The following is a 20837-nucleotide window of genomic DNA, read 5'->3' as shown; positions in this document are numbered from 1 at the left end:
TCGCCGGCCTTTTAGTTTTACCCGCAAAAATGGCGGGCAAATGAAAATCGAAAATTTCTTTCACAGCGCCCCTGCAGGCGCTGAATTTATTTACTCTTTGTAAGATTAGTTAAGGCCGAGCACATCGCGCATATCGTAATGCCCAGGCGCCCGCGCACTCCCTTCCTCTCCCATCATCCACAGTGCCGCGCGCACAGCACCGCGAGCAAAAGAGAGCCTGCTGCTGGCGCGGTGGCTAATTTCGACCCGCTCACCTTCCGCCAGAAACATCACCGAATGCTCACCCACTACGTCACCACCGCGCACTGTGGCAAAACCGATAGTATCCCTATCGCGGGCACCGGTTTGACCTTCGCGACCGTAAACTGCCACTTTATCCAGGTCGCGCCCCAGAGTTTCCGCAATCACTTCTCCCATACTCAGTGCCGTGCCGGAAGGTGCATCCACTTTGTGGCGATGATGGGCTTCGACAATCTCGATATCGGCCTCTTCCGCCATTACCCGCGCAGCAGTTTCCAACAATTTAAAGCACAGGTTTACCCCGGTGGAAAAATTACTGGCGAGGCACAGCGGCACCTGACCCGCATAAGCCAATACTTTATTTTTTTGCTCGCTATCAAAGCCCGTGGTGCCGATTACAATGGGGAGGTTTTTCTCCGCACAATAGGCAGTATTTTCCACAGTTGCTTTAGGGGCAGTGAAATCAATAAGTACGTCAAAGTCCGCCTTATCGAGGCTGTCCACAATAGCGAGACCGCTGCGGCCTAGACCGGCAACTTCACCGGCATCGGCGCCGACCAAGCTGGAGCCAGGCCGCACTATAGCCGCTGACAGTTCGGCCTTATCAGACAGGGACAAAGCCTCCGCCAACGCTCGTCCCATTCGACCACCAAATCCCGTCACCGCCACTTTTACCGCCATCACAGCACTCCAGTCCAAATCTTTAAGGTTCTGGATTCTACAACGCACCCGGTAGAGCGCATAGATACCAGTAAGCCAGTATTAGCGAGTCCAAAAATCGCTAGTCACTCCGCAAAAGTAAAACAAAAAGAAATATCCACATATTTTTAAATTACCAAGAGGATACTTGCGCAAAAAGCGATATCAGCGGCCACTGCTACGCTTTACTGTGAGGGGTAAATGGAGCGCCAACATGCGACTGATGATCCTGTCCAACCATCTACCACACATCATGGTGGTAGTGATCTCTCTGAGCCTGGCTTTTGGCAGCACGCCGGCATCTGCCCAGCAGCAAAATGCCAATCCAGACTTTTGGGAGAAGTATGATGATATTACCGATTGGGTGACGCTGCGTTTGCAGCTCACCCCGGGACAGGAAAAAACCGTATTACCCATTATGCAAAAAAGCTTCGCAGAGAAAAAAGCGGTGCTGGAAAAATACGGATTACTCAGTGGTGAAAAGGTCGCTCTAACCCCCAAGCAACGCGGCGAAATTGGCGCTCAATTCGCAGCTATCAGCCTGGAAACACACAAAGAATTGGAAGGTATTTTAAATAAGGAGCAACTGCGCAAAGCGCAAAAAATCCAACAGGAATTCCTGAGTGAATTCGCAGCCCGCTTGAGAACCAAAACATCCCAATAGAAGGCATTCCATTGGGGGGATAAAACTCACCCGGAAATAAAAAAGGCCCGAAAGCTAATGCTCTCGAGCCTTTTTAAATAGGCAACCCGCAAAACAATTTAAGGTTTTGCCGGTGCTAACAGCGATTAAAGCTTCATATCACCAAAGAAGTTTTTCACTCCTTCAAACCAACCGGTCTGACGCGGTGAATTTTTCTTTTCGCTGAGGGTATTAGAGAACTCTTGCAACAAGTCTTTTTGCTTGCCGGACAGGTTCACCGGTGTTTCTACCACAACGCGACACAGCAGGTCGCCGGTTGCACCACCGCGAACCGGGGAAACACCCTTGCCACGCAGGCGGAACAGCTTGCCGGTCTGGCTTTCCGCAGGAATCTTCAGCTTCACTTTACCGTCGAGAGTCGGCACTTCCAGCTCACCACCGAGGGCAGCGGAAACGAAACTAATCGGCACTTCGCAGTAGAGGTTCTTGCCATCACGCTGGAACAGATCGTGCTCTTTTACCACTACCTGTACATAGAGGTCACCAGCGGGGCCGCCATCGGGCCCGGCTTCACCTTCACCAGACAGGCGAATGCGATCGCCGGTATCCACACCGGGCGGTACCTTAACGGACAGGGTTTTGGTTTCCTCTACGCGACCGCGACCGTGACAGCTGCCACAGGGATCGGAGATAGTGGTACCGCGACCGCGACAGTTGGGGCAGGTTTGCTGAACAGAGAAGAAACCCTGCTGCATACGCACCTGGCCAGCACCACCACAGGTGCCACAGGTTTGCGGAGAGGAACCGGGCTTGGCCCCGGAACCGCTACAGGTACCACAGGCTGCCAGAGTCGGAACGCGAATCTTGACCGTGGTGCCGCGCACCGCGTCTTCCAGGTCCAATTCCAGGTCATAGCGCAGATCGGAACCGCGAGCAGGGCCGCCGCGACGGCCACCGCCGCCACCACCGAAGATATCGCCGAACACATCGCCAAAAATATCGGAGAAGCCACCGAATCCACCAGCGCCGCCACCGCCCATCTGGCCTTCCACACCGGCGTGGCCAAACTGGTCATAAGCTGCGCGCTTCTCGGAATCCGACAAAACCTCGTAGGCCTCATTGGCCTCCTTGAATTTGTTCTCAGATTCCTTGTCATCGGGGTTACGGTCCGGGTGAAACTTCATTGCCACCCGGCGGTAGGCTTTTTTCAGCTCTGCATCCGAAGCGCCGCGCTCGACGCCGAGGACTTCGTAATAATCGCGTTTCGACATAAAACTATGTTCTCTGGTCCGGCATCAAGAACGGCCAAACTCTCTTTCTACTTCTCGGTTTCTAACTAAGCTCCGCGAACGGAGCACCACCAAAACTGCGAAAACTCGGCAAATATTGGCGGATACCTGAAACAACACAGGGCGCGGGCCTCTGAAAGTAAGGCGCCGCGCCCCTGAAGTTCTCCGGCGGCCACTTTAAAAGCTGCCACCGGAATTGCAAGCGAACGCTTACTTACCTTCTTTTTTGTCGTCCTTAACTTCTTCGAACTCTGCGTCTACCGCGTCGTCGCCAGCGGAGGACTGCTGCTCGCCCTGGGCACCAGCGCCAGCGGCACCTTCAGCACCAGCGGCTTGAGCCTGCTCGGCGTACATCTTCTGGGCAACCGGACCGGAAGCTTCAGTCAGCTTGGTAGTTGCAGCTTCCATTGCGGCCTTATCATTGCCTTTAACGGCTTCTTCCGCTTCGGTAACAGCCGCTTCAATAGCTGCTTTCTCTTCAGCGGTAGCTTTGTCGCCAGCTTCTTCCAGAGTTTTCTTGGTCGCAGAAATCAGGCCGTCGAGCGTGTTGCGAGTCTGCACCAGCTCTTCGAACTGCTTGTCCGCTTCGGCATTGGCCTCAGCGTCCTGAACCATCTTATCGATCTCGTCCTCGGACAGACCGGAGGAAGCCTGGATCACGATGGACTGCTCTTTACCAGTGGCCTTGTCCTTCGCGTGTACGTGCAGGATACCGTTGGCATCGATGTCGAAGGTTACTTCGATCTGCGGCATGCCGCGCGGTGCCGGTGGGATATCGGCCAGATCGAAACGACCCAGGGATTTGTTCTGTGCAGCCTGCTTGCGCTCACCCTGAACCACGTGAATGGTTACCGCAGTCTGGTTGTCATCCGCAGTGGAGAAAACCTGGGACTTCTTGGTGGGGATAGTGGTGTTCTTGTCGATCAGCGGAGTCGCAACGCCACCCATGGTTTCGATACCCAGGGTCAGCGGAGTTACGTCCAGCAGCAGTACGTCTTTAACGTCACCGGACAGTACGGCACCCTGGATAGCAGCACCCATGGCAACGGCTTCGTCGGGGTTAACGTCTTTGCGCGGCTCTTTGCCGAAGAACTCGGTGACTTTCTGTTGAACCATTGGCATACGGGTCTGACCGCCTACCAGGATCACTTCGTCTACACCGGAAGCGGACAGGTCAGCGTCTTGCAGAGCGATTTTTACCGGCTCCAGGGAACGGGTAACCAGCTCTTCTACCAGGCTTTCCAGCTTGGCGCGGGTCAGTTTAACCACTAAGTGCTTGGGACCTGTAGCGTCTGCAGTGATGTACGGCAGGTTGACTTCGGTCTGCTGGCTGGAGGACAGCTCGATCTTGGCTTTTTCTGCAGCTTCTTTCAGGCGCTGCATTGCCAGGGGGTCACCTTTCAGGTCGATGCCCTGGTCTTTCTTGAACTCGTCTGCGAGGTATTCGATCAGGCGCAGGTCGAAGTCTTCACCACCGAGGAAAGTGTCACCGTTGGTGGACAGTACTTCGAACTGCTTCTCGCCATCGACGTCGGCAATTTCGATGATGGAGATATCGAAGGTACCACCACCCAGGTCGTATACCGCTACAGTGCGGTCACCGCCCTGCTTGTCCAGGCCGTATGCCAGTGCAGCGGCAGTCGGCTCGTTGATAATACGCTTAACGTCCAGGCCCGCGATGCGGCCGGCGTCTTTAGTGGCCTGACGCTGGGAGTCGTTGAAGTAAGCCGGTACGGTAATTACTGCAGCTTCTACTTTCTCGCCGAGGAAGTCTTCCGCAGTCTTTTTCATTTTCTTCAGGACTTCGGCAGAGATCTGCGGCGGAGCTTTTTTATCGCCTTTCACTTCTACCCAAGCGTCGCCGTTGTCAGCTTCAGTGATGGTGTAAGGAACCATCTTGATATCTTTCTGGACAACGTCGTCTTTGAATTTACGGCCGATCAAACGCTTAACCGCAAACAGAGTATTTTGGGGATTGGTCACCGCCTGACGCTTGGCAGACTGACCTACCAGAATTTCGTTGTCGTCAGTGAAGGCAACAATAGAAGGTGTAGTGCGATCGCCTTCGGCGTTTTCGATTACACGCGCTTTGTCACCATCCAGTACCGCTACACAGCTGTTAGTGGTACCCAGGTCGATGCCGATAATTTTTCCCATCTGTAAAATCCTCTTTTGATGCGCGCTGCCAGCTATGTTCTGTTTACACCGCGCGAATAATTCTTGATGTCAGCTATATTGGTGCCGGCCGCTAAATTTCAAGGCCGCTTTACACTTCTGCCGTTACGGCGCTTTGCTGACCACCACCATGGCCGGGCGAACCAGGCGGCCATTGAGGCGATAACCTTTTTGAAACACATCCAGAACCGTGTTCGGCTCCACCTCGCCGTTGGGCACCTGGGTCATAGCCTGGTGCAGCTCAGGGTCGAAGGGCTCACCGGCCGGATCGACAACTTCCACAGCATTTTTCGTCAGGGTTTCAACGAAAGATTTGTGGGTCAGCTCGATACCTTCTACCAAGGCCTTGTTGGCTTCGTCGGCCGTATCGATCGTCGCCAGTGCACGCTCGAGGTTGTCCACTACAGGTAGCAAATCCTGCAGCAACTTCTCTACCGCAAATTTGCGCGCGCGCTCGATATCCTGTTGCGCGCGGCGGCGGGCATTCTGCTCTTCCGCCTGGGCGCGCAGGGCCATATCCTTGTGCGCTGCCAGCTGCTCCTGCAACTTGATAATTTCCTCGTGCAGGGCATCGGCACCTTCGGCCTCTTCCCGCAGGGCTTCCTCGGCAAGTTCGCTTTCTATAGAGGAAGGGTCTTCAATCTCTGCTGAAACGCCCTCGTCTGTAGCTGGTGCGTGCTCCGCCCCCTCTTTAATCTGATCTTCTTCGCTGCGCTCTCTGGCCACTGCTTTCTCCGTCGCGTCGACTCTGTCAGTAATGTGAGTTGAGCCCGTCTCTCGGGCACTGGAGCCTATATGGGGACATCCCCGCACAGTTCAAGTGGTTTTTCGCGCTAGCGCACATCCTCAGAGTAATGTGGCCCCGCCCCTATAGCTAACCGGGAACGAATACTGTATAAATAACCACTAATTGGGCCGGGCGCCCGCCGATTAGCAAGGACACAAGCGATCTCTATGCTGCTGCATCTGTCTATCAGCCAATTCACCCTGGTGGACCAACTGGAGTTGGAGTTTGGTCCCGGTACCAGCACCCTGACCGGCGAGACCGGCGCGGGTAAGTCAATCACCTTGGATGCCCTCGGCCTGGCACTAGGCGGTCGCGGCAGCGCTGAGCTTGTGCGCACCGGCGCCAATCGCGCCGATATTAGCGCCACATTTGATATCGCCGAGCACCCCAGCGCTGCCAGCTGGCTCGAGTCCCAGGAGCTGGACGCCGGGCAGGAGGTCATTCTGCGCCGCACTATCGGCGCCGACGGCCGCTCCCGCGCCTATATCAACGGCCAACCGGTCACTCTGTTGCAGCTACGCGCCCTGGGCGAGCAGCTAATCGATATCCACAGCCAGCACGAACACCAATCCCTGCTGAAGAAAGAAACACACCTGCGCCTGCTGGATGAATACGCCCAGGCCCAGGAACTCGCCGCAGAGACCCGCAGCCGCTTCAAAACCTGGCGGGATCACTATCGCCGCTATCGCACACTGGCCGACAGCGCCGAGGAAGCCGAAGCCCGCCGCCACTTGCTGGAATACCAGCTTAAGGAACTGGATCAACTTGGCTTGAGCGAAGGGGAAATAGAGTCCCTCGAGAGCGAACAGCAACAGCTGGCCAATGCCGGAGAAATCCTCAGTGGCAGCTACCAGCTGGCCGCTTTCTTGTCCGGCGGTGAAGGCGATATCGCCGAACAGCTGCACCGCGCCCTGCAACTGCTGTCCTCCATGCCCGGGCAGGCCCCAGCCTTAGTGGAAGTGGCGCAGATGCTCGACAGTGCGCGCATCCAGGTGGATGAGGCCGCAGCCACCCTCTCCCGACATATCGACCGCTTCGAGATGGACCCGGAGCGACTCTCCGAAGTTGAAGACAGGCTCAGCGCCATCTACCAGGCGGCGCGTAAACACCGAGTCCAACCGCAGGAGCTGCCGGCACTACAGCAGCAGTTACAGGCAGAACTGGACGATATCGGCAGCCCAGATGCCCTGGAGCGCCTTGCCGCAGATTGTGAACAACTGGAGAAGCAATACAGAAAAGTTGCCGGCAAACTCAGCAAGCTGCGCAGTAAAGCGGCAGCTTCGCTGGCGGAGGCCGTGAACGGCCAGCTGGCCGACCTGGCCATGCCTCACGCTCGAGTAGAGCTATCACTACAAGAGCTGGATACGCCCAATAGCCAGGGACTTGAAGAAGCAGAAATTTTAATTTCCACCAACCCGGGCCAACCGCCTCGCCCCCTGGGCAAGATTGCCTCCGGCGGTGAACTCTCCAGGGTCAGCCTCGCAATCCAGGTGGTAACTGCGCAAACCTCCCGCACCCCCACCCTGGTATTCGACGAGGTGGATGTGGGTATCGGCGGCGCCACCGGTGATGTGGTGGGCCGCCTGCTGCGTCAACTGGGAGAAACCCGCAATGGTCGCAGCGGCCAGGTGATCTGTGTGACCCACTTGGCCCAGGTAGCGGCGCGAGCCCACCGCCAATACCTGGTGGAGAAGCACAGCGATGGCGAAAGTGTTTTTGTGGCACTGCGCGAACTCACCAACGGCGAGCGCCGCGAAGAAGTGGCGCGCATGCTCGGCGGCGCCCCCACCGCCCAATCCCTGGCTCATGCTGAGGAAATGCTGGAGAGAATTTAATCCCCCAAACCCTTCTCTCGGGCTGGCTATGGAGTCAGCCCTACCTCCTTCATACAATTCCGGCGCCAAATGTCACCAAAGGGCAAAAATGGTGCATTTTGGTAAGCAATCTTATACCGTAGATCAATAAATGACCGCCACACAATCCGGTAAACCACCCCTTTCATCGGATATATGTGCCGATTTAGGACAAACGCACAAATATGACTGGGAGCGGCGGGTAAAGTCACCATATACTTGGCGGCTTATTTTTCGATGTATGAGTAGTCCCGGCCGAGGTTATGCAGAGAACGATTTTCAACACCCCTATTGTCACCCCAATCCTCCGCTTGGTTGCACGGGTGCTACTGAAGTTGCACGGCTGGCGTGTCAAAGCTGACGAGCAGTCTCTCAAACTAAAGCAGTACGTATTGATCGGCGCCCCCCATACCACTAACTGGGATGGCTATTACTTTATTCTCGCCGCACTCAAACTGAAGATGACCCCGCAGTGGATGGGCAAAGACAAGCTGTTTACCTTCCCGCTGGGTGGCCCCATGCGCTGGTTCGGCGGTATCGCCGTAGACCGCAGCAAAGCCAACAACCTGGTGGATGCCACCGCCAGGCAGTTCAAACTGCGCAAAGAACTGGTTATCGCTATTCCCCCCGAGGGCACTCGCGGTTTGGCGGAACGCTGGAAGACCGGCTTTTACCATATCGCCCGCAACGCCAGGGTTCCGGTAGTGCTGGGCTATATCAGCTTCCCCAAAAAAGAAGTGGGCATAGGCCCGATAGCGCAATTCAGTGAAAACCTGGAAGCCGAGCTGTTGAAGCTCAAGGAATTTTACGCTGATAAAATTGGCAAGTTCCCAGAGCTTTACACCCCACCCTGCCAGTCGTAACACTCAGCGTAAGCATTTGAAGGGTGCGGTGAATACCGCACCCGGAAGAATCACTTCTCTTTTTCTGTCACATACAGAACCAGGCTGTGGCCAGTCAGCTCATAGCCGTGCTCTTCAGCGATCTGGCGCTGTAGCTCCTCAATCTCTTCATTGTGGAACTCGATAACCTTACCGGTATCGGTACACACCATGTGATCGTGGTGATCGCCACGGTCCAGCTCGAATACGGAGTGGCCGCCATCGAAGTTGTGGCGCACTACCAGGCCCGCGCTCTCAAACTGGGTCAATACCCGGTACACAGTAGCTAGGCCGACATCCTCTCCCGCCTCCAGCAACAGCTTATAGACATCCTCAGCACTCAAATGCTGCTCACTAGTGCTTTCGAGCAATTGCAGAATCTTCACCCGCGGCAGAGTGACCTTGAGGCCAGCCTTGCGCAATTCCTGGTTTTCGTTCGACATGTATCAATATTTCCCGGCAGGATTTTAAAAGTTATCCGAAGTTGCCCAAACCCACAGCGGCCATTTATAAAGGATTCCGACCCTGGAGTCCCGTCTGTCAGCGAGCCAACTCTTCAGGTATTATCCCATGCCCTACGGAGTCAGAGAAACCCCGTACTGCTCACTTAGGGCAGAACTGGTAAGTGGAGGAACTTTTTTTCTCCACTTGAGACTAAACTGACTGTTTGTAAGAAATCAGCGTGAGCGCTGCCGTTTGAAACCGAATAATGGAGCAATGAATGCCGCCTAGTCTGAGATTTCTCACTATCGCCTTCCTCTGCAGCTTGCTGGGAGCTTGCACACTCGTAAAATTCCCCGGTGTACACCGTATTGAGGTGCAGCAGGGCAATATCATTACCCAGGAGATGGTGGATCAGCTAAAGCCAGGGATGACGCGACGCCAGGTACAGTTTGTTCTGGGCACTCCGCTGCTGGAAGATACGTACAACCCCAACCGCTGGGATTACGTCAATCGCCTTCGCGACAAGAAAGGCAACATCACCCAAAAGACCTTTAGCGTTTACTTTGATGAAGACTCCCTGGTAGCCACCAGCGGCGACTGGCAGCCCACAGGCTGGCCCTAAGCGGAAGTCCCCTCGGCGCCTTTCTTCTTCTCAGCCATACGCTTGGCTTTCTCGGCGCGCTGCTTGCGCGCCTCTTTGGGATCGGCGATCAAGGGGCGATACACCTCAACCCGGTCCCCGGGTTGCAGGACATAACTTTCCGCCGGCGGCAGCCCCTTACTCCCCAGCACCTGGGCAAAAATACCCATCTTTGCCGTATCCGGATCGACTTCAGGATACTCCTTGGGAATTCCCGAGCGAATTAGCGCCTCCCGCGCAGTGGTACCCTCTGACACCAACAAACGCATTAATCGCTGTTCGTGGGGCAGTGCGTACACCACCTCCACCGAGATTGTTTTCTCTTCTGTCATTGGGGTTTCCCGTAAACTTCTTCCGCGCGCTCACACATAACCGCGACCATCTGGTTGGCCAGGTCACTGAAAATTTTTCCCGCAGCCGCCGCGATCAATCGATTTTTCATCGAGAACGAAAGGGTAAAACTCACTTTACAGGCATTTTCAGCCAGTGGAGTAAATTCCCACAGTCCCTCGAACTGCTCGAAAGGACCATCCACCAACTTGAGCGTCATCGACTTGGGACGCACCAGCTGGTTTCGGGTTACAAAGCTCTGCTTTATACCCGCGCGCGACAAATCCAGGCGCGCCTCTAAAGTGGTGTCATCGCTGTGGATAATCTCCGCAGCGCGACAGCCGGGTAAAAATTGCGGGTAACTGGCCACATCGTTGACCAGATCAAACATTTGTTCCGCGCTGTACATCACCAGCGCACTGCGTTCTATTTCAGTCATTCCTACTGTCTAATCCAGTCCATCAGGCAAAATTACCTGGGATTACCGTTGAACGGCTAATTTTGCCAGTCGGCGCTACTCAAGCAAGACAATTCCTGTAACAATCGCATTTTTTACCGGTGGGCCACACTTAGCCCCAGCCGCAGTAACAAAAACTACAAGCATTCAAAAAATAATAGCGAGAGTACTTATGACCGCAGTGAGAGAGCATTTTGGGTCAAGGCTGGGCTTTATCCTGGCCGCAGCAGGTTCCGCCGTCGGTATTGGCAACCTGGTCGCATTCCCTGTAGCAGCCACCAAGAGCGGGGGCGGCGCCTTCTTACTGGTCTACGCTCTCTTCGTATTTCTGATCTGTCTGCCTGTGATGATGGCCGAACTCGCTATGGGACGCCGTTCAGATAAAGACCCCGTCGGGGCCTATCGGCAGATATCCAAGGGCTCCACGCTGTGGAGTATTCCCGGCTGGCTGGCCCTGATCACGCCATTTATGATCGCGGTTTTTTATCTGGTAGTTACCGTATGGGTAATGGGATACCTGGTAGAGATCTTCTCCGGCAACCTGGATAAGCTCGCCACCCCGGATTTCTTTATCCACTTTATCAATACACCCACGGTATTTATTTACCTGGTTGTCCTGATGCTGATCATCAATGCCATTCTCGCTATGGGCGTTAAAGACGGTATCGAGCGGGCCGCAAAAACCCTGATGCCCATGCTGTTTGTCATGTTATTGGGACTAGTGTTCTTTGTACTGACTCTGGATAACGCCGCCCTCGGTTTGCAGTACTACCTGGTACCCGACTTCAGCAAAATTGATGGCAACGTAATCAGTAAAGCCATGGCCCAGGCCTTCTTCTCCCTGTCTCTGGGAATGGGCATCATGATTACCTACGGCTCCTATATGAAGAAGAAGGACTCCATTCCCGGTTCTTCCCGTGCCGTTGCGATTACTGACACATTGGTAGCCTTTACTGCTGGCCTGCTAATTTTGCCGAGTATTTTCCACTTTAACCCGCAGATTGATCCGACAGAGCTGAGCGACTCGTCCGCCGGTATGATCTTCCTGTTCCTGCCGAAGATATTCCTCGCTTTGCAAGACGGAATCGGCTACATGGGCGCCAGCGCCGTAGCGGCCATCTTCTTCTTCCTGGTACTGGTTGCCGCCATTACCTCACTGGTTTCCATTATCGAGGTGCCTATCGCCACCCTGCGCGACGAGCGCAACATGGAGCGTAAGAAGGCCATCTACATCGTTGCGGCAGTTCAATTTGTACTGGCCATCGCTTGCGCCGTATCATTCGGTATGGCCACTTGGTTTACAGAGTTTGTACAACTGGCCGGCGCAAACAAGTCGTTCTTCGATTTGGTGGAGATCATCTTCTACGACACCATCCTGCCTTTAAACGGCCTGCTGGTATGTCTGTTCGTGATCTACAAATGGAAGAAATCCAATTTTGATAAAGAGCTGCAAGAAGGTGACAGCAACTTTGCAGGCTCGTTTTCGCAAAAATACGTTAACTTCTCCCTGGGCACTTTTATCCCATTGATACTGCTGCTTATCTTTATCAATACCGTGGCCCTGAAGTTTTTTGGACACAGTTTTATATAGTCACTCGTAGTTTTCATGGCCAAGAAAAAGAAAGCACAAACATCCAATACCATCGCCCTCAACAAGAAGGCCCGCCACGACTATTTCATTGAAGAAAAGTTTGAGGCGGGCGTTGAGATGAAAGGCTGGGAAGTCAAAAGCTGTCGGGAGGGCAAAGCCCAACTGACCGACAGCTATGTCATTTTCAAAAACGGTGAAGCCTGGCTGCTGGGTGCCAACATCCAGCCGCTGCCCAGTGCCTCCACCCACTTTGTTACCGAGCCCGACCGCACCCGTCGCCTGCTGCTCACCAAGCGCGAACTTTCCAAGCTGATCGCCGCTGTTGAGCAGAAGGGCCACACCGTGGTTGCCACAGCCATGTACTGGAAAGGGCATCTAGTGAAGTGCGAAGTCTGCCTTGCCAAAGGTAAGGCGAGCCATGACAAACGCGAGACTGAGAAGAAGCGCGATTGGAACCGCGAAAAGCAGCGCCTAATGCGCTCGGCGCACAAATAGTGCACAGTGAACTATTAGAAGAATAATTACGGGATTTACCATGAGTGCACCGCGAGGACAGTTCAGCTCGAATATTGGCTTTTTGATGGCCGCGGCGGGTTCCGCCGTTGGTCTCGGCAATATTTGGGGCTTTCCAACCAAGGCTGCCAGCAACGGCGGCGCCGCCTTTGTAGTCGCCTACTTATTTCTAGCCTTTGCGCTCGCCTATCCGGCCCTGATGGCCGAACTCACCATCGGCCGCCACGCGCGCCGCAATATGGTGCAGGCGCTGCGCTCCATTTCCAACGGGCCCATCAGCCGCTTTTTCGGGGGCCTGACCGGCTTCGGCGGTATCCTGGTGGCCTCCCTGATCCTGAGCTTCTACGCCATTGTGGCGGGCTGGATGGTGGCCCACCTGGCCCAACCTTTCGCCAGCCTGTTCGGCGCCCAAGAGGCGGCCCAGTGGTTGGCCGGCAACAGCACCGATCGCAATATGATCATGACCGCCATCTTCAGTGGTCTTACCATGCTGATTATCGCCAGTGGTGTTGAGAAGGGGATCGAGCGCTGGTCCACCCTGTTGATGCCATCGCTGATCATCCTGTTATTGCTGTTGATCTGCTACGTACTCACCCAGCCCGGCGCCCTGACCGGCCTGGAAGTGTACCTGATGCCCAACTTCGACCACTTCACCCCGGATCTGCTAATTTCCGCCATGGGCCAGGCCTTCTTCTCCCTATCCCTGGGTGTAGGCACCATGCTGATTTACGGCTCCTACCTGAGCCAGCAGGAAAGCCTGCCGCGCCTCGGCGCCCTGGTAACCCTGATTGATGTGGGCATCGCCTTCACAGCGGGCTTGCTAATCCTGCCCGCCATGTACGTAGCCCAGGAAGCCGGTACCCAGATCTTCTCTGCCGACGGTTCCCTGATCGCCGGCCCGAGCTTGATTCTGCAAGTGCTGCCAGCACTGTTCGACACCATGGGTGAAGCCGGGATATTCGTCGCCATCGCCTTCTTCGCACTGATGGTTATCGCCTCCCTCACCTCCTCCATTTCCATGCTGGAAGTGCCGGTGGCCTTCTCTATCGAGAACCTGAATATCCCCCGCCGCATCGCCACCCCGATCGTTGGCCTGATCATCTTCGGCGTGAGCTGCGGCATCATCTACAACTTCGACGCCCTCTTCGGACTGGCAGTCAGTATCAGTACTGAATATGGCCAGCCCCTGCTCGGCATTGCACTATGTATCTTTGCCGGCTGGATCTGGCGCCGCGACCAGCTACTGAGTGAGCTCAAGAAAGGCCATGAAGATATCGAAAACACCCTGTTCTGGAAGATTTGGCCCTGGTACGTGCGCATCGTCTGCCCACTGCTAATCCTGACCGCTTTCGTACAGTCCATTCGCTAAACTGATCTCCCCCCGGCGGTACCTCACCGCCGGGAACTCCCTTCCCACCTAAGCCCTCCCTCAAAGCGCCTGACTAAAGCGACTCTGATCGCTCAAATGCCAATTACATAAAATTTATTGCTAACGTGAATTTTGAGGTATACTTAGGTGACACACATGAGTGTTTCTTATCGGGGATGACTTGGATTCGACGCCGGTTACGAAACCTTGGGTGCATGCCGAGATGGCAGCGAATCTCGTAAATCCAAAGCTGTATTTTATTAGTTGCCAACGACGACAACTACGGTGCCCAACTCGCTGCGTAAGCAGCTTGTGAAGCGCTAACTAAGGGTTCGTCCCTTAGCAGTCTTCAGCAAGGTTCCAGTATCGCGCTGTAGACTGTTATACAGAACTGGATCGCCGCAAGCCATACCCGTGGGTAAGCGGTTAAACAAATTTCGGGATCGCCCTATACGTCCTGACCGCCGGGCTGTAATGGGTTAAATCAATAGACGGAGCTAAGCATGTAGAGCCTCTGGCAGAGTGCTGACGGACGCGGGTTCGACTCCCGCCATCTCCACCAAATTGCTGTCTCAGACAGCCCACGAAAGCCCCGCAAACCTAGTGTTTCCGGGGTTTTTGCTTATCTGGACCATCCCAATTAATCTAACCCAAATCCAGCCATTTTTAGTGGGGTTAATTGCGGGGGCGAGCAGGTTTGCGCCACTGCCCCACCAAGAAAAAACACCTGGCAGCAATTGCAGACCCTACTGAAATCGGGCGCCTACTAACTGCCATAGACGACCCCAATAGTAAGAGCAGCCCTAAAACTACCCCCTCTCTTACTCTGCCCGCTAGAGAATTGCGAAAACTTGAGTGGACGGAAATCAATTGGGATGCCAAGCACATAAAACTGCCCAACGAAAAAATGAAAATGGGCCAGCCACACATTAACCCTCTTGCTAAACAGGCTCTAGCCCTGGTCACTGGGCTATGACAATGAAACCATGACCGCCCCCGGCTTCCGTGCAATGGCCCGTACTCTATTAGACCGCGACACTCGGCAGATTTAATTTAGAATTCGCGTTTTCATCAAGCAAAAACCTGAATGTGGCACATTCATCTCAAATCAGAGAGGTGGAACACATTCTTCAATGGATTTACGAGGATAAAGGGATATGTCCATCAACGAACATGCAACCAAGATACAGGTGAGTCGACTGGTTAACACCGCTCTGACAGCGATTAAGGATAAAGATCCGAGATTTGATCAGACTCTGGTTCGCACCCTGGATCAACTTAACTTAATCAGCCGGAACCTGAATACCGCCAAACATAACGTACAGCACTTTGCTGGAATGATGGCGAGCGGCGCTCATGGACAAAACGCCTACCGAGTCAATCAATCCATGAACTCGAAGCTGAGAACCCTTTCATCACTTGAAGCCTTCCTCGCAGAAGAGTGGAAAAAGCTTGGTAAAGCAGTTGACGCATATAGGACACAGCTACCATGGGAAGGCAAGACCGAATTGGAACTCCTGGATATGCTTGCGGGAGAAATCGAGTCGTTCGATAAATTACTTAAGAAAAACGTCATTCAGGTTCCAAAGCACCAGACCAACCCACACCAAACGATGACCCTTCAAAGAGAAATCACGCAATTAAAGGCAATACCCGCTCATACAGCGCCAAGTATGCTTGTCTTAATTTCCATCGGCCTTCGTTTATTTGCAATGTACGTCGGCTCTAAAAGAGTGAATAGCAATAGATAATCTCGATTTCCCTTTCGGCAGCTCGCTAGGCGCTGGACGTTTTTCATCTGACAGGCTCAATGCCTGTCGGAACCTTCTAAATAAGCGGGGCAAATCAAGATTGTGTTAGGAATACCCATATTTCTACCCATTAACCTGGTTAAAACAATACCTTAAAAAAACCACTTAGCCACTCACCCCATAAAGAACAAAGCCTCACCCATCGATCATGTGATGCACTCCTTACAATACTCACGAGCTGCACCTATACACGAGAGAAAGGTTTATCAACAATCAAGCAGGCTGCTCGCCTGTTGACACCGATAAAGGTTTTTTCATATCAGTAAGAGCCATCACTAGTCGAAAAATACAAACCTATTGGCAATAGTCTTCGCCGTCACCTTAGCTTTCATTAATGTATCAATAAAGCTATTCACTCTATACTTCAAGCATCCTTAAAAATTTAAATAAAGGACTGCCATGAGCAAGTCTGAGCACGAAGCGTTTATGCAAGCAGCCATTGAGGAAGCGCGCAAGGGCTTGGCCGCAGGAGGTGTTCCCACCGGCTGTGTAGTAGTGCGTGATGGAGAAATTATCGGCAGAGGCCACAATCAGCGTATCCAACAGGATAGTGTTATCAAGCATGCTGAAATGGACGCATTGGAAAAGACTGGAAGGTTACGAGCGGTCGAGTATCAAAAGTGCACGCTTTATACGACCCTTTCGCCCTGCCCTATGTGCAGCGGAGCCATACGTCTATACGGCATTAGGAATATTGTTATCGGTGAAAACAAAACCTTTCAGGGAGATGAACTATTACTCAGATCTGAAGGCATAAGCCTAACCACCCTAAATAATTCTGACTGTATTAATCTTATAAATGAATTTATCCAGCAGCACCCTGAGATCTGGCATGAAGATATTGGCGAGTAAAAAATATTAAAATATTGAATGAAAGTGGAATTAAATCAAAAACAATAAAAGAATTATTTCTGTACATAGAGAGTGAGCATTCAACCCCTCGATTTTATGAGTACCCCACTATCCAAAGCCTCGCTACAGAGCGAGCTAGAAATACGTGATTAAAAGATAACCCAGCTAACACAGAGCCGGCATGCATTAGCTCAGTTTATTGGCGAACTTCTACCAGATAGGGGTTAGCTTTTTTCTTTTATCATTTAGACCAGAGTCGTGCGGGTTTCCCATCATGAATATCGTGCCACATCGCATTTTCATCCCCACCAAAAAGCCCAGTCTTATCCGGCTATTCAAAATCTGATAACAGCTTTTGGCACGTTATTTAGCCCTCTCCTTCCTCCGCTTTTCATATCCAAGGGAACGTTTTTGATCTGTCACACAATACTCATCCAGTAGCAATAACCTCAAGAGCAATGGATAAAACCTTTGCTGCTGCAATAGTCCCGTAACTTTTCACCGAAAGGCTCCTCCATTTAGAACATCCCAATAACGGCGCAAAAAATGTTATCAAACAAAAGACTTCAACATTTTCCCTGATAATGCCTTCGACTTTGTTGGCTGGTGCCTTTTTAAAGAGTAACTTAGGGCGGGTGGCAATTTTCTAGTAGGCCTGATGTTCGATTGCCGCATCAAAGAGGGCTCGTGGTGTTACCCGGCCACTCGCCTTTTCAAAAAAATCAAACTAATGAAGATTACGGAGCATCATCATGGAAGAGACTCTCACACTCTCTCCCGACAGCCTGCAGCGCCGCCTCAAAAAGCAAACCGCGTCCCTCACACTCTCTCCTGACGACCTGCAGCGCCTGCTAGGCAAGCAAGCCTCACAATTAGATAGTTCGACCTCTCTCTCTTTCGAATTCACGCCAACATCTCAAACAGACCCACTGCGACGTGACCCCGTCCTGAGCAACCTATTGCAACATGAAGCTCGCATGCTCGAGTGGCTCGGTGAATCTGAAGGCAATGCACGCCAATTTGCGCTCGACCCAATTTCGACCTTTCAGCGGGTATGCGACCCGAGCCCCGAGCTGGTCGAGGAGCTGCGCGGCCTGTTTGATCGAGAAGAGCCAGGCGACTTAATTGAAGAAGAAATTGAACAGCAGCAAGGTCTGCAAGAAGTTGAATCCTCGCCAGATCCAGACCTTTCGCAAGGCTGGGATTTGATCAGTGCCTCGACTCAAGGAGCGGTCAACAATTGGATTAGCGAGCTCTTCGAAGGCGACTCCGGCCAATGGTCATTCAGCGGAAATGTCGGCAAGGGCCCCGCCAAGGTTCGCTACGAGTTCGCATTTGATTGTCCCGCCTTCATCGCTCCCGAAGACCTAAAGGCGACGCTCGACCTGCCCATCACAGGGTTCATCAAGTTCCCAGGTATCACAAGCAACATCGAAGATGCGCAGGGCCAAAGCCCCGGTCACGCCCGGCTCGTTCTTGACCTAGACAAAATGCAAGCCAGCGCCAGCATCAACCACTATGGGCAAGTCACCGTGACCATCAAGAAGCCCAACTGGGACATGATGGAACTTGACCTCAGCGATATTCAACTTTCAAAGTCGATCAAGGGCCTCGACATTACCGACGCGATGAAAGGAGCAGTCGACCAACTCATCTCAAGTTTTGATTGGCCCATCAAGTACACGGTTGCTCAACACACCCCCCTGCCCGCCGGGAACCTGGATATCGGGGTGATGTATACAGCCTTTGATGGCGACTCCGACTCAAACCTGTTCGGACTTGGGATATGCCGTGGGAATCGCCAGCCAATAGACGCGCTTCTAGCACAGACTGTCCCTAGCAACTGTACATCCGCACTCATCGTATCCAACGACATCATTTTGACTTCGGTGGCTACGGCAATTGCTGAAGCAACGCCACTGACCTCATCACAGCTGACGGTGACCGATACCTACCCCGAAAAAATGTACCTCAACACAGACGTCGAGGATGTGATTGAGGGTGCGCATATCAAAATCAAAGAAAACAACCTCCAAGCGGCGTTCAACAACGACGGCGATCTTGTTATCAGTGCCGACATCAGAGTGAAGCGTGGGGCCATGACCCTGTGGGTCTACCAAACCCTAAAGCTCTCTGCGACGATAAGCTTCAACGCCTACGACGATGTGCTCAACATTCAGGTGAAAACAAAAGCGAAGCTCCCCTTCTGGTGGGCATTCGTTCCCCTTGGCTGGGTCATTCAATTGATCATCTCAATTTTGAGTTCGAAGAAAGGGAGTGTCGACATCGCGATTCCCGGCTTCCAGGTCAAGAAGACGAATTCGCCCGCCTATCTCCAGGTTGGCGGTGACTGGGCCTATATGCCAATCAAGCTTCATTCCACCCCAATCGCGCCTCCGAATATTCAGATGAAGCACATCAATCAGCAGCTGGATGAAAACGGCGGAAGGTTCCGGTTTGACTTCAGCAAATACGGTTCAGAAGTGACGAGCTTCATCGTTGCCGCCACCTACTGGTTCTTCAAGTACGAAGGAGGTACGGACCACCAGACGCAAACGCTGGGCCTGTCGCTCACCCAGGTCCACAACAAGAATGCCGTCCTCACCGTCACTCCTGACGCCACCTTGTTCGGCCAGAAGAAAGGTTTAAGCCCCTCAGACTCCCAATTGACATTGTCATGTATCGCAGTCGTCGACGGCCCTAAAGACGGTGTGATCCTACCGAGAACCATCACCGATATCCCCAATGAATCAACCAGCCAATACATTCCCCTCGATGAGCCAGAGGCTTATGCTGCCCTCGGAGGCTGGGCGTGCGAGTACCACAAGGACAACGACCCGAGCGAACCCCCAAAGTCACACCACGTTCGTACCATTGAGCTCGATGCAACCACCGCGGTTCCTAACAACTACGAAGTGGGTATCCAATCGACTGCACAGATGCACGATGACTCGGACAACAATGCCATCGCATCGATTGATGGCAATCTCATTGAGCTGAGCAAGAGCCCCCCTCTGGTCGCAAAGTACGTGACAAACCTCCAAAAAACGAGTGATGACGTGTATGTCGAGATGGGCCAGCCCATAAGCGACGCGGCAGTATTCCTGTCTGGCTATCGCGTCCACTACGACAGCAGTGACCACGACATCCGGCAAGTCGGCGGAGGTTCGGAAACCTACTCCACATCAGGCTCGCAGGTCATACTGCACAATCCACACGCACTGATCGGCGACGGCGACTCGGGAAACAGCAAGCACACTCAAGAAAACAGCGAATCGCACGTGTCGTTCCTAATTATCGCAGTACCGGAGTAAATCGCGCGGTTGCTCGGGTGGCCATTGCACGCCCGGGCAACCCATGCAGTTTCTGCGACGGTGTACACGCCCAGTCTTTTTTTGACGCAGCGCCGCCAATACCTCGCGGCAAACCTTAGTGGTGCACAACCTAGTAACGAAAAGTAAGCAGCCTTTTATCAACTTTATCGTAAGTAAATGGAAATTCATTAGCAGACAGTTTTTTGCATTGCAAACATAAGTTGGCATCAAACTGAATTGTGTGTGCGATTAATCAAGCACCACAACAATAAATTATTGGTATAGCGTGCTGCGCCATTGATTCTTTTCATAGTTACTTTTGGGAGTCCACTCTACAATTTCCGCAAATGTCTCCAGGCTGCCGCTAACACCATTACATGAAGCTACATGGCAAGCCCTTCAGCCAATACAACTGGCCTTATTAAAATGAGCTATCCCGCATCGCATAAACTATTTATTAACGTCTTTTAAATCCGGCTTCCCACCGGGATTATCATCCCACATTGCATCTTTACCCCCACTCAGAAGCCCCGTCTGATCCACATCTTTAGAACCTGATAACAGCTCTTCAGCACGCTTTTTAGCGTATTCCTTTCTCCACTGTTCATATTCAAGAGTGCCCTTTAGCGGGTGTTATTGATTGGTCATACAATGCTCTTCCAACAGTAATCACTATGAGAGTTATAAGTAAATCCCTTGCTGGAGTAATAGTCGCGTACCTTCTCGTTAACAGGCTTCATAATACGAATCTCATGGGCACCTATCTGCTTTGCATACTCCTCCAATGCCAATAGCATTAGAGGTAAAATCTTCGCACGCAGGGGGTGGTTATGTGGTGGCGCTTCGGGGGAGTCTAGCCGAAGCCGTGCCCCACTCCATGTGGGGCGCCCCAATGACAGCGCGCACAAAGGTTTATGCAAGCCAAACAGGGACAGGGCACTAAAACAAA

17 protein-coding genes and 1 other RNA gene are annotated in these 20837 nt (G+C 53.0%); 11 read left to right on the top strand and 7 right to left on the bottom strand.

Annotated features, from left to right (window positions below; genetic code table 11):
* Positions 1-105: 105 nt before the first annotated feature.
* Entirely contained in the window at positions 106-921 is an 816-nt protein-coding gene (gene dapB / locus ACJJIN_RS21500) for a 4-hydroxy-tetrahydrodipicolinate reductase (RefSeq protein WP_444896133.1), read from the bottom strand.
* 232 nt (positions 922-1153) lie between these two features.
* Here dapB and ACJJIN_RS21495 point away from each other — a divergent pair, with 232 nt between their 5' ends.
* Positions 1154-1603, top strand: coding sequence for a hypothetical protein (locus ACJJIN_RS21495; protein ID WP_282931315.1), 450 nt, complete (start codon positions 1154-1156; stop codon positions 1601-1603).
* 125 nt (positions 1604-1728) lie between these two features.
* On the opposite strand, the gene dnaJ is transcribed toward ACJJIN_RS21495, so the two are convergent.
* From dnaJ to grpE, 3 genes are all read right to left on the bottom strand, one after another.
* Positions 1729-2853, bottom strand: coding sequence for a molecular chaperone DnaJ (gene dnaJ, locus ACJJIN_RS21490; RefSeq protein WP_282931314.1), 1125 nt, complete (start codon positions 2851-2853; stop codon positions 1729-1731).
* A 228-nt stretch (positions 2854-3081) separates the two neighbouring features.
* Positions 3082-5028, bottom strand: a complete 1947-nt coding sequence (gene dnaK, locus ACJJIN_RS21485) for a molecular chaperone DnaK (RefSeq protein WP_282931313.1) — start codon at positions 5026-5028, stop codon at positions 3082-3084.
* A 123-nt stretch (positions 5029-5151) separates the two neighbouring features.
* Complete coding sequence (gene grpE / locus ACJJIN_RS21480; RefSeq protein ID WP_282931312.1) at positions 5152-5772, bottom strand: nucleotide exchange factor GrpE; 621 nt, start codon at positions 5770-5772, stop codon at positions 5152-5154.
* A 228-nt stretch (positions 5773-6000) separates the two neighbouring features.
* Here grpE and recN point away from each other — a divergent pair, with 228 nt between their 5' ends.
* Positions 6001-7668 (top strand): DNA repair protein RecN, encoded by a 1668-nt coding sequence (gene recN / locus ACJJIN_RS21475; RefSeq protein ID WP_444896132.1) that lies wholly within the window; start codon positions 6001-6003, stop codon positions 7666-7668.
* 281 nt (positions 7669-7949) lie between these two features.
* Positions 7950-8549 (top strand): 1-acyl-sn-glycerol-3-phosphate acyltransferase, encoded by a 600-nt coding sequence (locus tag ACJJIN_RS21470; RefSeq protein WP_413663277.1) that lies wholly within the window; start codon positions 7950-7952, stop codon positions 8547-8549.
* A gap of 50 nt (positions 8550-8599) precedes the next feature.
* Here the strand turns inward: ACJJIN_RS21470 and fur are convergent, their stop codons facing one another.
* Positions 8600-9010 (bottom strand): ferric iron uptake transcriptional regulator, encoded by a 411-nt coding sequence (gene fur, locus ACJJIN_RS21465; RefSeq protein WP_282931309.1) that lies wholly within the window; start codon positions 9008-9010, stop codon positions 8600-8602.
* 278 nt (positions 9011-9288) lie between these two features.
* On the opposite strand from fur, the gene ACJJIN_RS21460 reads away from it, so the two are divergent.
* Entirely contained in the window at positions 9289-9633 is a 345-nt protein-coding gene (locus ACJJIN_RS21460; RefSeq protein WP_413663278.1) for an outer membrane protein assembly factor BamE, read from the top strand.
* Here ACJJIN_RS21460 and ACJJIN_RS21455 read toward each other — a convergent pair.
* The gene (locus tag ACJJIN_RS21455) at positions 9630-9983 is read right to left on the bottom strand and encodes an RnfH family protein (protein WP_413663279.1); all 354 of its coding nucleotides are present in this window, start codon (positions 9981-9983) and stop codon (positions 9630-9632) included. The genes ACJJIN_RS21460 and ACJJIN_RS21455 overlap by 4 nt on opposite strands.
* Positions 9980-10420: a type II toxin-antitoxin system RatA family toxin gene (locus ACJJIN_RS21450; protein ID WP_413663280.1), complete on the bottom strand. Its 441-nt coding sequence runs from the start codon at positions 10418-10420 to the stop codon at positions 9980-9982. Before ACJJIN_RS21450 ends, ACJJIN_RS21455 begins: the two co-directional genes overlap by 4 nt.
* Positions 10421-10610: 190 nt before the next feature.
* Here ACJJIN_RS21450 and ACJJIN_RS21445 point away from each other — a divergent pair, with 190 nt between their 5' ends.
* The 7 genes from ACJJIN_RS21445 to ACJJIN_RS21415 all read left to right on the top strand — a co-directional run bounded on the left by ACJJIN_RS21445 (position 10611) and on the right by ACJJIN_RS21415 (position 19888).
* The gene (locus ACJJIN_RS21445; protein WP_413663281.1) at positions 10611-12029 is read left to right on the top strand and encodes a sodium-dependent transporter; all 1419 of its coding nucleotides are present in this window, start codon (positions 10611-10613) and stop codon (positions 12027-12029) included.
* Between the two features lie 15 nt (positions 12030-12044).
* Positions 12045-12524, top strand: coding sequence for an SsrA-binding protein SmpB (gene smpB / locus ACJJIN_RS21440; RefSeq protein WP_282931304.1), 480 nt, complete (start codon positions 12045-12047; stop codon positions 12522-12524).
* A gap of 40 nt (positions 12525-12564) precedes the next feature.
* A complete protein-coding gene (locus ACJJIN_RS21435) occupies positions 12565-13911 on the top strand; it encodes a sodium-dependent transporter (RefSeq protein WP_413663282.1) in 1347 nt (448 codons plus the stop codon).
* A 172-nt stretch (positions 13912-14083) separates the two neighbouring features.
* Positions 14084-14473: a transfer-messenger RNA gene (gene ssrA, locus ACJJIN_RS21430) on the top strand.
* A 595-nt stretch (positions 14474-15068) separates the two neighbouring features.
* A complete protein-coding gene (locus ACJJIN_RS21425) occupies positions 15069-15662 on the top strand; it encodes a hypothetical protein (RefSeq protein ID WP_108734457.1) in 594 nt (197 codons plus the stop codon).
* A gap of 459 nt (positions 15663-16121) precedes the next feature.
* On the top strand, positions 16122-16574 hold the full coding sequence (locus ACJJIN_RS21420) for a nucleoside deaminase (protein ID WP_444896131.1): 453 nt from the start codon (positions 16122-16124) through the stop codon (positions 16572-16574).
* Between the two features lie 752 nt (positions 16575-17326).
* Positions 17327-19888: a hypothetical protein gene (locus tag ACJJIN_RS21415; protein WP_444896130.1), complete on the top strand. Its 2562-nt coding sequence runs from the start codon at positions 17327-17329 to the stop codon at positions 19886-19888.
* The last annotated feature ends 949 nt before the right edge of the window (positions 19889-20837 follow it).

Source organism: Microbulbifer maximicatervae (SeqCode) (genome assembly GCF_052467505.1).
Note: the sequence above shows the minus strand (reverse complement) of the source record. Positions and strands in the feature narration are given on the sequence as shown.